General features: G+C 70.1%; 11 protein-coding genes. 5 read left to right on the top strand and 6 right to left on the bottom strand.

Features of this window, described 5'->3' with window-relative positions:
• Positions 1–153: 153 nt before the first annotated feature.
• Positions 154–1,524: a hypothetical protein gene (locus tag ACIQWX_RS17740; RefSeq protein ID WP_400871607.1), complete on the top strand. Its 1,371-nt coding sequence runs from the start codon at positions 154–156 to the stop codon at positions 1,522–1,524.
• Here ACIQWX_RS17740 and ACIQWX_RS17735 read toward each other — a convergent pair.
• The 3 genes from ACIQWX_RS17735 to ACIQWX_RS17725 form a co-directional block, all read right to left on the bottom strand.
• Positions 1,515–2,813: a hypothetical protein gene (locus ACIQWX_RS17735; RefSeq protein ID WP_400871604.1), complete on the bottom strand. Its 1,299-nt coding sequence runs from the start codon at positions 2,811–2,813 to the stop codon at positions 1,515–1,517. The genes ACIQWX_RS17740 and ACIQWX_RS17735 overlap by 10 nt on opposite strands.
• Before the next feature lie 356 nt (positions 2,814–3,169).
• Positions 3,170–5,761 (bottom strand): class III lanthionine synthetase LanKC, encoded by a 2,592-nt coding sequence (lanKC, locus tag ACIQWX_RS17730; RefSeq protein ID WP_400871601.1) that lies wholly within the window; start codon positions 5,759–5,761, stop codon positions 3,170–3,172.
• A gap of 853 nt (positions 5,762–6,614) precedes the next feature.
• Positions 6,615–6,821, bottom strand: a complete 207-nt coding sequence (locus tag ACIQWX_RS17725; protein WP_400871598.1) for a hypothetical protein — start codon at positions 6,819–6,821, stop codon at positions 6,615–6,617.
• Here ACIQWX_RS17725 and ACIQWX_RS17720 point away from each other — a divergent pair.
• Positions 6,820–7,443, top strand: coding sequence for a hypothetical protein (locus ACIQWX_RS17720; protein WP_400871595.1), 624 nt, complete (start codon positions 6,820–6,822; stop codon positions 7,441–7,443). The genes ACIQWX_RS17725 and ACIQWX_RS17720 overlap by 2 nt on opposite strands.
• Before the next feature lie 69 nt (positions 7,444–7,512).
• On the opposite strand, the gene ACIQWX_RS17715 is transcribed toward ACIQWX_RS17720, so the two are convergent.
• A complete protein-coding gene (locus ACIQWX_RS17715; RefSeq protein WP_400871593.1) occupies positions 7,513–8,148 on the bottom strand; it encodes a DUF6461 domain-containing protein in 636 nt (211 codons plus the stop codon).
• 164 nt (positions 8,149–8,312) lie between these two features.
• Positions 8,313–8,813, bottom strand: coding sequence for a MarR family winged helix-turn-helix transcriptional regulator (locus ACIQWX_RS17710; protein ID WP_400871591.1), 501 nt, complete (start codon positions 8,811–8,813; stop codon positions 8,313–8,315).
• Positions 8,814–8,895: 82 nt separating this feature from the next.
• On the opposite strand from ACIQWX_RS17710, the gene ACIQWX_RS17705 reads away from it, so the two are divergent.
• Entirely contained in the window at positions 8,896–10,020 is a 1,125-nt protein-coding gene (locus ACIQWX_RS17705; protein WP_400871589.1) for an NAD(P)/FAD-dependent oxidoreductase, read from the top strand.
• Between the two features lie 83 nt (positions 10,021–10,103).
• Positions 10,104–11,012, top strand: a complete 909-nt coding sequence (locus ACIQWX_RS17700; RefSeq protein ID WP_400871586.1) for a cyclase family protein — start codon at positions 10,104–10,106, stop codon at positions 11,010–11,012.
• Positions 11,013–11,033: 21 nt separating this feature from the next.
• Here the strand turns inward: ACIQWX_RS17700 and ACIQWX_RS17695 are convergent, their stop codons facing one another.
• The gene (locus ACIQWX_RS17695; protein ID WP_400871583.1) at positions 11,034–11,924 is read right to left on the bottom strand and encodes a LysR family transcriptional regulator; all 891 of its coding nucleotides are present in this window, start codon (positions 11,922–11,924) and stop codon (positions 11,034–11,036) included.
• A 103-nt stretch (positions 11,925–12,027) separates the two neighbouring features.
• On the opposite strand from ACIQWX_RS17695, the gene ACIQWX_RS17690 reads away from it, so the two are divergent.
• Positions 12,028–13,125, top strand: a complete 1,098-nt coding sequence (locus ACIQWX_RS17690; protein ID WP_400871580.1) for an FAD-dependent monooxygenase — start codon at positions 12,028–12,030, stop codon at positions 13,123–13,125.
• Positions 13,126–13,167: the final 42 nt, after the last annotated feature.

Raw genomic sequence — 13,167 nt, 5'->3', positions numbered from 1 at the left:
CCCGGTCCCCCCGGTTCGCGGCGCCTGATTCTGCGAGCATAGCAGCCGAGCCGCGATCTGGGTACTCGTTGACCCGACCCGAATGATTCTCGTTGCCCCGCAACACAACCTGTTCACGGCGGCGACGGAACCCGCTTGCACCCTCGCCGAGGGATGCGAATTCGTGAAATTGCCGAAGAAACTTCTCCGCACGAACCTGGGATTGTTCCCGCACGCCCGTCAGGCGACGACTTCACCGGGGGACAGGCATCATCGCAGTCGGCGCGACTGGGCGAGCACTGCCCGCCGAACGTCGCAGCTCCCGTGCGCCAGCTGGAGCACTGGCCCTCCCTCCGCCGGCACCCACAGGCCGACGAGAGGCAACTTCGTAGTACTACAGTGTTTCCCGCAGCTTCAGGACAGTTCGATCGCAGGGGTGAATTGGTGTCCACTTTCCGCTGGCTTGATCGTTACACCGGTTTTTGCGTGAGCGTGGTGGCCGAGTCCGACGCCGAACGAGTTCTGGCCGCGTTCGGTGGTGCGCCGGACGCGGCGGTCCGTGGCGGGCCCCGGGACGCTCAGGCTTTCTACGCGGAAGAGTCCGGCTTTCTCCCGGTGGTGCGCATCGTCGAGCGTGGTGGCTGGTCGGTGGCCGTCGAGCTGTTCAGCGCCGAGGGTGTGCGAAGTCCGGTGGTGCGTCGTCTGGCCGGGCTGGGGCGGGTGGTGTCGTTCAGCCTGGGCGAGGGTGGCTACCGGATCGTCCCCGAAACAGCGGTTCCGGATCCGGCACCGGACGATCCGGGGCGGGCGGCGGTCGAGTTCGTGGAGAGCGCGACCGGGGTCGTCCTGGACGACGTGGTGCTGAAGTCGCCCGGGTTGGTGGGACGGGTCCTGCCCGTGCTACCCGAGCCGGAGGTGCTGCCTTCGCCCGCGCGCTCGGAGGTCGACGCGCGGGTCGTGGCCTCGGTGAGCGGGTCCGCGGAACCGGCCACGCTGCCGGTCGTAACCGATCACGTAGGCGCCTTCCTGGCGGAGGCCGGCGTCGCCGAGGGCGTTTTGGCGGAGGCGGTGTCGCGGTACGGCAACGGCCAGGACGTCGAGCTCGACGACGATTCCGCCGTCGGTGTGGCGTTGCGGGAGCTGCTGGCCGAAGCGTGCCTGATCACCGGCAGCGGCCCGGCGGCGGCCGGGGGCAGCCGCCACGACGTCGAGGAGCTCCGGCAACGGGTCGCCGCGGGCTGGGCGGTCGCCGCGTTGCTGCGTGCGGGGCCGTCGGCCGCGGTCGGGCAGATGCTGCACCGGCGCCGTGGAGCGGGCTGGCGTGAGCGACTGGCCGGTGACCTGGAACGGGTTTCCGCTGCCGGCCCGGATGCGCTCGCGGCGGAAACGGCCGCGGTCGAAGCGAGGCGGTCCCGGTCGACGCGGGTGCCCGCGAACCTCTTCAAGACCCGCCCGGAAGGGGCGGGTCGCCGGGCGCAGGCCGCTGGTGAAGCGCGGCCCGCGCCCGGCCGGTTCGTTCGCCGAGACGACGAGGATCAGTTGTAGACGCCCACCCAGTACTTGTCGTTGTCGAGCAGGCGGGCGCTGTTGGTCAGCGCGCCGAGGTCGGATCCGACGAGGCTGTTCTCGTCGAGCGGGACGTGGGCGCGCAGGCATCGTTCCTGACCGGTGTAGCGGATGCCTTCGAAGTACCACGTGCCGTCGGTGTCGTCGAACCAAGGCACGATCTCGGCGCAGTCCTTGCCGGTCAGGCCGAGCTGGCCGCCGCTTTGCCTGCTGCGGGCGAAGGCGTATTCGTCGCAGCTGTCGTCACGGACGTCCGGCCGTTTCACCCAGGTGCCGTCCTCGCAGATCTTCCGCCGGTTGGCCTCCGCGGCGGATTCGTTGGCGAGGCGGGTCAGCTCGACCGCGCTTCCCCACCCGTCGGGCAGGCTCTGTGCGACGGCGATGCCGATCGCGGCCGCCTGGTGGCGGCTGACGGTGACCTCGAGCTCCGGCGTGAACTCGGGGATGACACAGCCGTCGAAGCCGGAGACGAGGTCGTCACACCGGAAGAGGCTCGACGGAGTCGACCAGTTCGCCGTCGGGTCGACCGGGACGGTGTTCGGCGGCGGCTGCACCGTGAAGCTGTAGCTGGTGTTGAACAGGTCAGCGCTGTCGACCGGGTCGTCGCCGTAGCTGAAGAACGCGTCCTCGGTCTCGCCCTTCGTGAACTTCTCGAGCGTGAAGCCGTCGCCGTCGAGGGCGGAACACGGTGCCGAGCAGGTCGCGGAGAAGCTGGCGATCGGGACGGCCAGTTCTCCGGAGGAGGCGACGAGCGTGACGGCGGCGTCGTCGCTGATCTCGGTGTTGGTGTTCGACAGCGTGATCTCGTGGGAGACGTCGAACGTGGCGGTGCCGAGGATGGCGCCCGTGGGGATCTGGGTGACGGTGTAGACCAGGGTGATGCCGTGGACGCAGGTCTCGGATCGGGTGATCCACCAGGTCTGCGACTCTTCACCGCTGCACCACGCCGCCGCGGCCTTCTTGTCTCCGGTCGTGGCCGGTGTGGTCGCGGGCGCGGTGGAATCGATGCACAGCACCGATTGTGCGCCAGAGGCGGCGTAGCGGGCCATGTCGGCCTTGACGCCGGCACAGGTCGGTGCGGCCGCGGTCGGCGCCACGGGCGCGAGAGCCCGCGCCGGCTGCGGCTTGGCGTCGCGCAGCCCGCCGACGACTTGAGCGAGGCTGAACTTCTGCGGCGGCGACGCCTGGGCGACGCCCGCCGTCATCGACAGGGACAGGGTGACCGCGGTCGCTGTGGCCAAGAACGCGGCTGTTCTTCGCAATCGCACGTGATCGCTCCTCGTGTAGAGCTGTTTCGCATTGGCGTGGCGCGCGGCGCGTGGGCGGTACACGACTTGCGGCGTCGTGACCGGCCGAGACGGCCGTCCCGCCCACGCGCCACGGGCTCGGATGCGCCGCTCGTGGTCGCGGCGATGGGGCGGGCGGGTCAGCACCAGCCGCACGTGAAAGTGGTGTCGCAGCAGATCAGCAAGCTGGAGAACGTCTGATCCATGGGCTGCTCGTTGGTTTCGAACGCCAGGTCCTGCAGGTCGTAGAGGTTCATCGTCGGGTCACCTCCTCACCGGGTCTGGTGTGCGGCCCGCGCTCGATCGGCGCGGGATGCTTCCGAGCGCACCGCGCAGGGTCACCAGGGGGTCGCGGGTGCCAGGAGCGGCAGGGAGACCGGCTGGTCGTGCCAGGCGCTGCCGAGTGCGAGCAGGATCCCGGCGTTGCCCGTGGCCAGATCCATGGACATGCGGTAGAGGTAGTCGCCGGCGAAGGCGATCTCGCCGCGGAAGTCCAGCGCGTGCCAGCCGAGCAACCGGATCTGCCGGCGGAGAACATCGCCGGCGGGTGGGGTGTCGCCGCCCCGCTGGCCGAGCAATGCGATCACGCCGGCGCGGCCGGTGAACAGCCCGCTGTGGGAGTGGTACGGCCCGGCGACGGTCCGCTCGACGAGTTCGAGCGCCAGCGCCATGATCTCGTGGTGCCGGTGCCGCAGGTAGCGGCGTAGCACGAAGCCGATCCCGGTGATCCCTTCGGCGAGGTACATCCGGGTTCGCTGTCCGTTGCGGAGGATGACTCCGCCGTCGGCGTAGGTGATGTTCTGCTTGAGATCCCGGTCGATGCACTTCGCGGCGAGGTCGAGGTAGGCGTGGTCACCGGTGTGCTCGAACATGCGGATGAACAGCAGGGCCGGGCCGGCGGCACCGCGCATCAGCCCGGTGACCGGCCTCGGGCCGGAGGTCTTCGGCGGGGTCAGGTCGTCGTGGTCGATCCAGTCCGCGACCGCTTGGGCCGCGTTCAGCGCGGCGTCTTTGACACCGGAGTCACCGGTTTCCGCGGCGATGTGCGCGCAGTGCAGGCCCACGCCGGCGCGGCCGGACAGCAGGTTCCAGCTCAGGTCGCCGGTGGCAGTCGCAAGGCATCGGTCGAGCACCTTGGTCGCGGTGTCCGTGGCGCCGAACTGCTCGAGGAGGTAGGCGACGCCGTGCAAGCCGTCGTAGAAACCCAAGCTGGAGCGCGGATCCGCGCGCTCGGCCTCCTCGACGAGCCACTGCAGGTGATCGGGATGCGGGGTGCCCCCGGTGGCGGCGACGGCGTAGAGGACTCCGGCCGCACCGTGAGCCAGCGACAGCTTGCCCGCCGGCTCGCCGAAGAGCGCGATGTCGCCGGGGAAGAGCCGGTCGTCCCGCCCGGGGGTGGCGGAGGCGGTGATGGCGGCGGTCAACGAGCGCCTCAGCTCCGGCCACGATTCCCGCGATGCCTCCCACCTCGGCGTCGGCTTTCGCTTCGCGGAGCCCGTTGCGCGCTCGGGTCCGACGATCGTGTCGACGGCGTCTTCGACGAAACCCTTCGGTGTCGGGAAGCGGCGACGGATCTCCTCGGCGAACTCGACCGCCTTCGTGACGTCCTGATGCAGCAACGGGGTGATCGGCAAGAACAGGGACAGCCGCAGGCAGGCCAATGAGTAACGGTCCACCTCGGTACCGTGCAACGGTCGCCGCGGCGAGAATCCCGGGTTGCCGAGACTGGGCCGCCGAGCGGCGTCGGCGAGCTGCGCGATCTCGAAGTCGATCAGCGACACGTCGTCGTGGTCGATCATGATGTTGAACGGGTGCAGGTCGCACAGGACGACCCCACGGGCGTGCACCGCGGCGGCCAAGTCCTCCACGCGCCCGCACACCCGCACCGCCCAACCGGTGAACTCGGCCGCCTCGGCATGGTCGGCACTGTTGCGCAGCAACGGGTTCCGCCGCTTGAACGCCGTGCTCAGCGGCTCGCCGTCGACGAACTCCTCGACCAGGAAATGGTGGTCGGCGAGCACGAAGTAGTCCAGCAGCGCCGGAATGCCCGGGATGCCGGTCAGCCGCTCGATGACGTCACGCTCGTTCCGCAGCCGCGCGACAGCGTCGCGGCCGTCCGGCGCGAGCCCGGCGTGGGGACGGGCTTCCTTGAGGACGACCTTGCTGCCGGTCCGGGTGTCGGTGGCGAGGTAGACGCCGCCGCCGTTCGAGAAGTGCAGCGCCTTCTCCGGCCGGTACGGCAGACCGTCGAAGGTCACTGCGTTGCGCTGCGCCAGTGCCTCGGCGAGGAATTCGGGCACCGACACCCACTCGGGCACCCGGAACGACGCTCCGCGGTGGTCGGCCACGAGTTCGCCGGACGGCGTTTCGATGGCGAGCTCACGAGTTCCGTCGAGCGCGGTGCGGTAGCGCTCGGCGAAGCCGCCGTAGCGGACGTACAGCGGGCCTTGGCGCCAACGCAAGTCGCTGAGGATGTAGGGGCCTTCCTCACCGCGAAGGCGTTCGTCGAGTTCGTGCAGGACATCCTTGAACCGCGTCTCGTCGCGCGGGTAGATCGTGACGAGCTTGCCGCTGGAACCGCGTCCGGCGTACTTCATGTTCCGCATCAGCAGCACCGCCGGGCCGGCGAGGTACTTGAACGGCAGATCGCGTGCGGTGCAGTACGCCCACACCTTGTCCAGCACGGCATCGGCGTTGTCCATGCGCGCGGAGACGTGCACTTTCCAGCCCTGGTGCGGCAAGCGCGCACCCGCCGGGCCGAGCACCACCCAGTCTCCCGACTCCGTCTGCCGCCAGCCCTGCGGCGGCCGCCGATCGGCGATTCCGAAGCCCACACCGGTGTTCAGCCGGAGTCTCTCCGCGGGGATACGCCTCGGCGTGTCGTAGAAATCCGGGTCAGCTGCGCAAAACGAGTCATACCGCGTGTCCACAGAAGTACTCCCCCTCGGTCGGAACACCGGCCTGCGCCCGAAGATGCACCCCGCGACCCGAAGGCCGTCCGGCCCGAATTCGCCGTGCCTCGATGTGGGACCGGCGTTCAGAACGCATGGCGGTGCCCGCGGCAGCGGCGATTACCGCTGGGCGTTCCTGGTTGTTCCCCCTTGTCGCGTGCCGCCATCTCCCCCGGCGAGCACCGCAATCCGTGATTCCAGGTATAGCAGCGTCCAAAAATCCGGTCAAGCGACTCCGAAGCCGTCGGTTGTCCCGTTCCGGCGCGCTGATAACGCTTCCTCACCCGATTGGCCGTTGTGAGGCCGTTTGCCGGTCCGGTAGGCATGATCCCCGGGCGGGATTGGGTTCGGCCGGCTCCGCGACGCCGCTCTCCCGCAAAACGCGATTGCCGATTCCACGCGCACGACTGCGCGCCTGAAATGTGACGTCAAACTACTCATTCGCACATCTTCGTCGCCTCTACACCATTGCGGAATCACGTCCGAACCGCCCTGAAGACCTCCGAATACACAACGGAAGAGGAAGGCACCATGAGATTCCGAAGAACGGTTGCGACAGCAGCATCGATCGTCGCCTCGGCGTTCACGCTGACGTCTCCCGCGGAAGCGACCGAGCGCGGGTTCTACGGAACGTTCAGCCTGGACGGGGCGCCGCAGACGACCGCCGACACCGGGTCGGGGCCGGGATTGGCGACCGTGCGGGCGTCCTGCGACTCCGCACCCGATGCGCAGTGGCAGCTGGCCCGGTTCACCACCTGCTGGCACGCCGGCCTCACCTACACCGCCCGTGACATCCGCACCGGCCGCCCGGTCGGCAGCGCCAGGTTCACCATCACCAGGAAACCGAGCTCAACCCGAACGGCACCGGCTGGACCGAGAACGCCTCACTGCTGTTCGTCCCCAACTCCGCACAGGGCGTGGTGACGACCATGCTCGCGTCCTGGACCGCCTCGTGCAGCTCGCGGTGCACCACCACCAAGTCCACGCCGTTCCCGGCCGGCAGCCCCATCGCCGCCGGCCAGACCCTTTCCGGCACCATGACCTACAGCAACGCCCAAGCCAAGGGCGCGGTCGACAACTTCCAGACGAGCTACACCCTGCAGCTCGTCTCCCCCGGCTCGATCATCGACACCCCCGTCAACTACGGCGCACCCCCGCTGCGCTGCGACAACCAGGTGGGCAGCACCGCCGGCTGCGTGGTCAGCGTCTACACCCCCACCTTCAACGTCGACAGCTTCGAGTTCCCCGCCGCGGCCGCGGGCGTCCGATGGGCGCAGGACAACCTGCCCACGCACCCGGGGAAACAGGGCGCCGGCACGCCGCTCAAGCGGCTGGCCGACACCGCGAAACAGCGCGCGAACCGAACGCTGATCTGCGAGACCGGATGGACGCCACTGACGAGCGTACCCACCGACAGCTGTGACGAGTTCCCCTTCGCTGCCACCACCCAGGGCGGCAGCATGAGCGGGCCGGACTGCGCGGAGATCGTCCCGCCCGACGTCGGGCCGGTGACCGTGCTCAAGCCCGCCGCCGGCGCCACGACGTGCGCGCGAGCCCACGTACCGTTGCGCCAGAACACCGACGTCGGCGGCGACCTCGGCCAGTTCGTCCAGGGTCAACGCGTCCTCGACGCCGACACCTACTGGGTCACCACCCTCTGACCACCCTCGCCGGTCGCCGCGCGCACGGCCCGCACAGGGCAGCGGCGACCGGCGCACCTCGGCACGGAGTCAGCCACGCCGACGCCGCAGGATCACCCCCGCCGGCCACCGACCCGAAATCACCAGATCGCTCGTCAGCCGAACACCGCTCACCCGTTCCACCAACCGGAGTGCGGCTACCCCGAGGTCGCCGTCGCCGGTCACACCGTCCGGGTCGATGCCGGCAGCGCGCATGTCGGCCACCAGCCGATCGGGCTCGGTTCCCGAACGGCGCGCCGGGATCGCCGGCTCGAACTCCGTCACCAGGACACCGTCGACCGCGTGGGAGAACCTCTCCATCCCGCTGCCCGAATGGTAGAAGCACACCGCCTCGCCGCCTCGTGAGATCGACTGCAGCCATTCCCCGTCGGCACCCTTGAGCGACTGCAGCTCGATCAGGATCGACCAATCACCGCTCGACGCGACCCGAACGCCGGCTCCGCCCCGGTGATGAGCCTCCGACTGAGCTTGCCCCGCATCCCAGCGAGCGTCGGCAACGGTGGTCGCGCCGGCTGCCGCCAGCAGGTCCTCCGCGGAAACCCGGCGGACACAGGTCAGGCACCACATCACCATCGCCGGGTCGAGAACCCATCCGAGGTCGGCGTCGAAGTCCCCTTCGGCTGTCATGAACCCGACCATAGCGAGATCAGCCACGTAGCAGCGCATCCCGGGCCGCGACGATGCCGGACACGGCCGGGCACCCGTTGCCCGAACCGGGCGCGGCCGACGTCAGCGTCGCGCCGAAGTGCAGGTTGCCTGCCCCTTCTTCGGCCGGGTGTTCCCGCGCCTCGTCGGCGGCCTCCTTTGTGGACTTTCCCCGGCAAGGGCTCTCAATCGGCCGTCTCTGGCGTGGTGCCGCTGGTGGACGTTGCCTCGGTGGACTCGATGCGGTCGACCGTCTGGCGGCTCCACTCGTGGATGGCCGCGGCCTGGTCGGGGGTCAGCGCCTCGAAGAAGTAGCGGCGGATGTTGTCCGCGTGGCCCAGGATGGCGGCGCGAGCGGCGCTGCGGCCCTTGGCAGTCAGGTTGATCCCGGTGCGGCGGCCGCTGGACTCGTTGGCGGTCCGCTTCACCAGCTCGCGGTTCTCCATCCGGGTCAGCTGGTGCGCGACGCGGCTCTTCTCCCAGTCGAGCGACTCGGCCAGCTCGCCGACGCGCATCTCGCCGCCGGGGGCCTGGTGCAGAGTCACGAGCACGCTGAACTCGGCTTTGGAGATGCCGTGTTCGCGCTGCAGGTCGCGGTCCAGTTCGCGGTTGAGGAGGCGGTGCGCCTGCATCCAGGTGTGCCAGAGCTCCCACTGCTCCGGCTCCAGCGTGCGTGGTCCGACCATGACCGGATCATAGCGACAGCGAAGTTGACAAGACAACTTACCGAGCTACAGTTGTCACGTCAACTCGACTGAGAGGTGGAGCATGGAACGTACGGTCGTGGTCGTCGGCGGAGGGTACGGCGGCACGCTGGTGGCCAAAGAACTTGATGCCGACGCGAACGTGGTCCTCATCGATCCCCGGGAGGGTTTCGTCAACGCGGCCGCGTCGCTGCGGGCGCTCACCCGGCCGGACTGGGCACCCCACGCGTTCTTCCCGTTCGGAACGCTGCTCGAGCGGGGACGGGTGATGCGCGACCGGGTGGTCTCGGTGGATCCGAAGAGCGTGACGCTCGCATCGGATCAGCGGGTCGAGGCCGACTACCTGGTGCTGGCCACCGGTTCCGGCTACCCGTACCCGGCCAAGCCGAACCCGGAGGCCAACGACATCGCCCAGCAGCTGGACGATCTCCGCGAGACCCACAGGGAACTGTCCGGCGCCGGTCGCGTGCTCATCCTCGGCGCCGGCCCGGTCGGCCTGGAACTCGCCGGCGAGATCAAGGACGTCTGGCCGGACAAGGGCGTGATCATCGTCGACCGGGCCGACCGGCTGCTTCCCGGGTTCCTGCCCGAGGTACGCGACGGCCTGCACCACCAGCTCGACGAGCGCGGCATCGAACTGCGGCTGGGCACCGGCCTGACCACGCTGCCGCCGGTACCGGCCGGCCAGGCCGCCCCCTTTGCCGTCACCACCGGCTTTGGCGAGGAAATCGTGGCCGACATCTGGTTCCGCGCGTTCGGCGTCCGGATCGACACCGGCTACCTGGCGGACGGACACCTGACACCGCTGACCGAACGGGGAATGATCCCGGTCGCCGAGCACCTGAACGTCCAGGGCTACGACCACGTCTACGCCATCGGCGACGTAGCCGACCTCCCCGACCCCAAGATGGCGTCCTACGCGATGGAGCACGCCGCGATCGTGGCGAAGAACATCAAGGCACAGCTCGCCGGCGACCGGCCGGACGCCGTCCACACCCCCACGCCCGACCGGCGAATCCTGCTCCCGCTGGGAACACGAGCGGGAGTCGGCCAGCTCCCGACTCCCGACGGCCCCTCCGCGGCAACCGTGGCGACAGTCCACGAACGCAAGGGCGCCGACCTGTTCACCGCACGATTCGCCGCCCGCTTCGGCCGACCTGACCACACGCCGTCGTGGATTGGACCATAGCGCAGGTCATGCCGAATTCACTGATCGGACGTGTTCCGCTCCGATCACCGTCCTAACCGGACCTCGCGGTAGGTTTCCCCGCCATGACCACAGCACCGAAAACCCCTCTGACCGCCACGGCCGACGGGCCGGACCTGCCGTCCAACTGGGACCGCTGGGGCGCGGACGACGAACTGGGCACGCTCAACCTGATCACCGATGAGGCCCGGGCCCGCGGCGCCGCCCAGGCGCGTACCGGACGAACGGTCTCGCTGGCCCAGCCGATCCACCCGACGCCGCTCGTCAGCGGGCCCTTCGCCCCGGCCGTCCGCGAACTCTCCCCCGTCCAGCAACTGATGCAGTACTGCGGAAACGCCCCCGCGTCGGCGGACGTCATGCTGGTGACCAACCACCACGCGCGCTCGACCCACCTCGACGCCTTGAGCCACCAGTTCCGGGACGGCTGGGTCTACCCGGGGCGCCCGGTCGCGGAGTGCGTCACCCCGGCCGGCGTGCGGCACGCTTCCACCGGGGCCTTCGCCGCCGGGATCACCACGCGGGGTGTCCTGTTCGACCTCGCCCACGACGGCCCCCTGCCCCCGGGACACCCGGTCACCTCGCAGGACTTCGAGGCCGCCGAAGCACGCCAGGACGTACGGCTGGAGCCGGGAGACGCCCTGGTGGTGCGCTTCGGCTGGGTCCACGACATCGATCCCGAACGGCCGTTGCCGGGCATCAGCCTGGACGCGGTGCGGTGGATGCACGAGCGCGGGGTGTCCCTTTACGCCGGCGACCTCGCCGACGCCCATCCCCCACTCGATCCCGCCGTCCCCGGGCCGATGCACCGCATCGCCCTGCCCCTGCTGGGCATGCCCCTGATCGACGCCGTGGCGCTGGACGAACTGGCCGCCGTCTGCGCGGAGCTGAACCGCTACACCTTCCTGCTCACGGTGGCGCCCCCGCGCATCCACGGGTTGACCGGCGTCCCGGTCAACCCGCTGGCGATCTTCTGACGGCGGGACGAACCGGGTGCCTCACGCGAGCACGTGGGCGAAGGCGTCGGTGATCAGGGCGCGGAACCAGCGGTGCGCGGCGTCCTGGTCGTGGCGCGCGTGCCACGCGAGGACCGCCGGGACGGGCGACGGGAGGCCGGGCATGGGGTAGCTGCGCAGCACCGGGGGGAGCACCTGTCCGGTGAGCCGCCCGGGGACGACGGCGATCAGGGGGTGGGCGGCCAGGATCGGCAACGCCAAGGCAACCGTGGGCACGGTGAACGTGACGCTCCTGGTCAGGCCGCGCGCCTCCAGCAGTTCGTCGACGCGGTTGTGACGGCGGCCGCGCCGGGAGATCACGACGTGCGGGAGGGCCGCGAACGCGGCCCAGCCCGACGGGTCGTGGGGCAGGTCCCGGCGGCCGATGACGGCCAATTCGTCGGTCAGCACCGTGGTCGAGCGGATCTCCGTCCGCGGTGGCGCCTCGTCGGTGATCTGGAGGTCGATCCGGCCCTGGCGCAGCTCGTCGGTCGTGGTGTGGGTTTCGCCGATGACGCGAAGGCACACCCCGGGCGCCACCCCGGGCAGGATGGTGGCGAGGCGCGGCAGGAGCGCTGCGGCGACGACGTCGTTGCACTGGATGGTGAAGGTGCGCTCCAGCGTGGTCGGGTCCACTTCGGACACCGGGGTCAGCACCGACCGGGCCTGGGTGACGAGGTCGTGCACCTGGTCGCGGACCGCCTCGGCGTACGGCGTGGGCAGCATGACCCGTCCGGAGCGGACGAGGATCTGGTCACCGGTCGCCCGCCTGATCCGGCCGAGCGTGCGGCTCATGGCCGGCTGCGTGAGGTGGAGGCGGTCGGCCGCCGCGCTGACGCTGCGCTCGTCGAGCAGCGCGTCCAAGGCCACCAGCAAGTTCAAGTCGAAATGCACGGCGGTAATGGTAGGCAGGCCGACTATGCATTTGATGTCAGGCGCGACGGCTCGTTGACTGGTGGTGCGGCGCCACCGCACCGCACGACGGAGGGAATGGACGATGCGAACCGTCATTGTCGGAGCAGGACTGGTCGGACTCACCACCGCGGCTTCGCTGGCCCTGCTCGGGCACGACGTCATCGTGCTGGAACACGCTTCGGAGGTCCGCGCCGCCGGGGCGGGCATCGGTCTCTGGGAGAACGCGTTGCGGGAGTTCGACCACATCGGTGTCGGAGACGTCGTCCGAGGCCTGGGCGAGAAGATCGACACCTGGTTCTTCGACCCGGCCGGCCGCCCGATCAGGAGCGCCCGCTACCAGGACGCCGACCACCGGTTCCTGCTCGTGCCGCGGCCGGCCCTGAACACCCTGCTCGCCGACACCGTGGGCCGGGACCGGATCCGACTGGGAACCCACGTCACCGGCTTCACCGAGCACGACACGCACGTCGCGGTGCGCCTCGCGAACGGCGAAGAACTGCGCGCGGACCTGCTGATCGGCGCCGACGGGGTGTACTCCGGCGTGCGGGCCTCCCTGCTACCCGGCAGCGAAGCGGTCGAACACGGCGGCCACTACGCCTGGCGGGCACTCGTCCCGTCCGGGGGCGAGCGGCCGGAAGGCACCGTACTCACCATCGGCGCCGCCCGGACCCGCGGCGGGTACGCCCCGGTCGCCGAAGGCCGGACGATGTGGATGATCAACCAGTTCGACGCCGGCGAACTGGTCGGCAGCAAGCGGGACCGGGCGCTGCTGCGCGCCCGGCACCTGGCCGAAGGGGGCTGGCACGACGACCTGCTGGCGATGATCGCCAGGACGCCCGAGGACGCGATCCTGGAGAACCGGATCATGCTCGTGCCCGAACTGCCCACCTGGACCGGCGCCCGGGTCGCCCTCGTCGGGGACGCCGCCCACGGCCTCTCCCCGCACATCGCCGCCGGCGGCACGCTGGGCATCGAGGACGCCGGGGTGCTGCGCACCGAACTGGCGGCCGCGCCCGACACGGCCACGGCTCTCGCCCGCTACGAGCGCAGCCGCCGAGCCCGCTTCGACGAAGTCCGCGAGCACTCCACGGCCGTGGAACTCGCCGACGGAGCCGCCGAGTTCGCCGAGCGCTACGCGGCTTTCAGCCACTGGATGCTCACCACCGCACCCGCGACCTGAGCCCGAAGCGAGGCCCGCAGATCGCCGACGACGAGCCGGGTG

Source organism: Amycolatopsis sp. NPDC098790 (genome assembly GCF_044759945.1).
In the GTDB taxonomy this organism is placed as follows: Bacteria; Actinomycetota; Actinomycetes; order Mycobacteriales; family Pseudonocardiaceae; genus Amycolatopsis.
Note: the sequence above shows the minus strand (reverse complement) of the source record. Positions and strands in the feature narration are given on the sequence as shown.

What these genes read in the sequence shown, in the direction of transcription:
- ACIQWX_RS17740 (WP_400871607.1), top strand. Translation starts at nt 154, where the DNA reads ATGCGAATTCGTGAAATTGCCGAAGAAACTTCTCCGCACGAACCTGGG.
- ACIQWX_RS17720 (WP_400871595.1), top strand. Translation starts at nt 6,820, where the DNA reads ATGACCTACAGCAACGCCCAAGCCAAGGGCGCGGTCGACAACTTCCAG.
- ACIQWX_RS17725 (WP_400871598.1), bottom strand. Translation starts at nt 6,821, where the DNA reads ATGGTGCCGGAAAGGGTCTGGCCGGCGGCGATGGGGCTGCCGGCCGGG.
- ACIQWX_RS17715 (WP_400871593.1), bottom strand. Translation starts at nt 8,148, where the DNA reads ATGCGCTGCTACGTGGCTGATCTCGCTATGGTCGGGTTCATGACAGCC.
- ACIQWX_RS17710 (WP_400871591.1), bottom strand. Translation starts at nt 8,813, where the DNA reads ATGGTCGGACCACGCACGCTGGAGCCGGAGCAGTGGGAGCTCTGGCAC.
- ACIQWX_RS17705 (WP_400871589.1), top strand. Translation starts at nt 8,896, where the DNA reads ATGGAACGTACGGTCGTGGTCGTCGGCGGAGGGTACGGCGGCACGCTG.
- ACIQWX_RS17700 (WP_400871586.1), top strand. Translation starts at nt 10,104, where the DNA reads ATGACCACAGCACCGAAAACCCCTCTGACCGCCACGGCCGACGGGCCG.
- ACIQWX_RS17690 (WP_400871580.1), top strand. Translation starts at nt 12,028, where the DNA reads ATGCGAACCGTCATTGTCGGAGCAGGACTGGTCGGACTCACCACCGCG.